The following is a 506-nucleotide window of genomic DNA, read 5'->3' on the forward strand; positions in this document are numbered from 1 at the left end:
CTCGGCGCATCGCGCGCGGCAGTCGACGCCGGCTACGTGCCGAACGACTACCAGGTCGGCCAGACCGGCAAGATCGTCGCACCGCAGCTGTACATCGCGGTCGGCATCTCGGGTGCGATCCAGCATCTGGCCGGCATGAAGGATTCGAAGGTGATCGTCGCGATCAACAAGGATCCGGAAGCACCGATCTTCAGCGTGGCCGACTACGGCCTCGTCGGCGATCTGTTCTCGCTCGTGCCGGAGCTCGTGAGCGAGCTCGGCTGACGCGGCGTGACGCTTCAGCGTTAAGCACACGGGAAAAGGGGCGCGACGAGCGCCCCTTTTTTTACGCCATCGACAGAAGAGAGAAGAGGGAGACGCACCATGAGTTATGTCGCACCGGTCAAGGACATGCTGTTCGTGCTGAAGGAACTCGCGGGCATCGACGCCGTTGCGCAGTTGCCGGGTTTCGAGGATGCCGGTTACGACACGGCGCAGGCCGTGCTCGACGAGTCCGCGAAGTTCTG

Annotated in this window: 2 protein-coding genes; both read left to right on the forward strand. The window is 63.2% G+C overall.

Features of this window, described 5'->3' with window-relative positions:
• Positions 1-264: FAD-binding protein (locus HWX87_RS37710; RefSeq protein WP_208456564.1), on the forward strand; the 264-nt coding region annotated here is incomplete at its 5' end.
• A 99-nt stretch (positions 265-363) separates the two neighbouring features.
• Positions 364-506 (forward strand): acyl-CoA dehydrogenase N-terminal domain-containing protein (locus HWX87_RS37715; protein WP_176051845.1); only part of this gene is annotated, 143 nt, incomplete at its 3' end.

Origin of the sequence: Burkholderia sp. BCC1644 (genome assembly GCF_902833225.1) — a bacterium.
Taxonomy (GTDB): domain Bacteria; phylum Pseudomonadota; class Gammaproteobacteria; order Burkholderiales; family Burkholderiaceae; genus Burkholderia.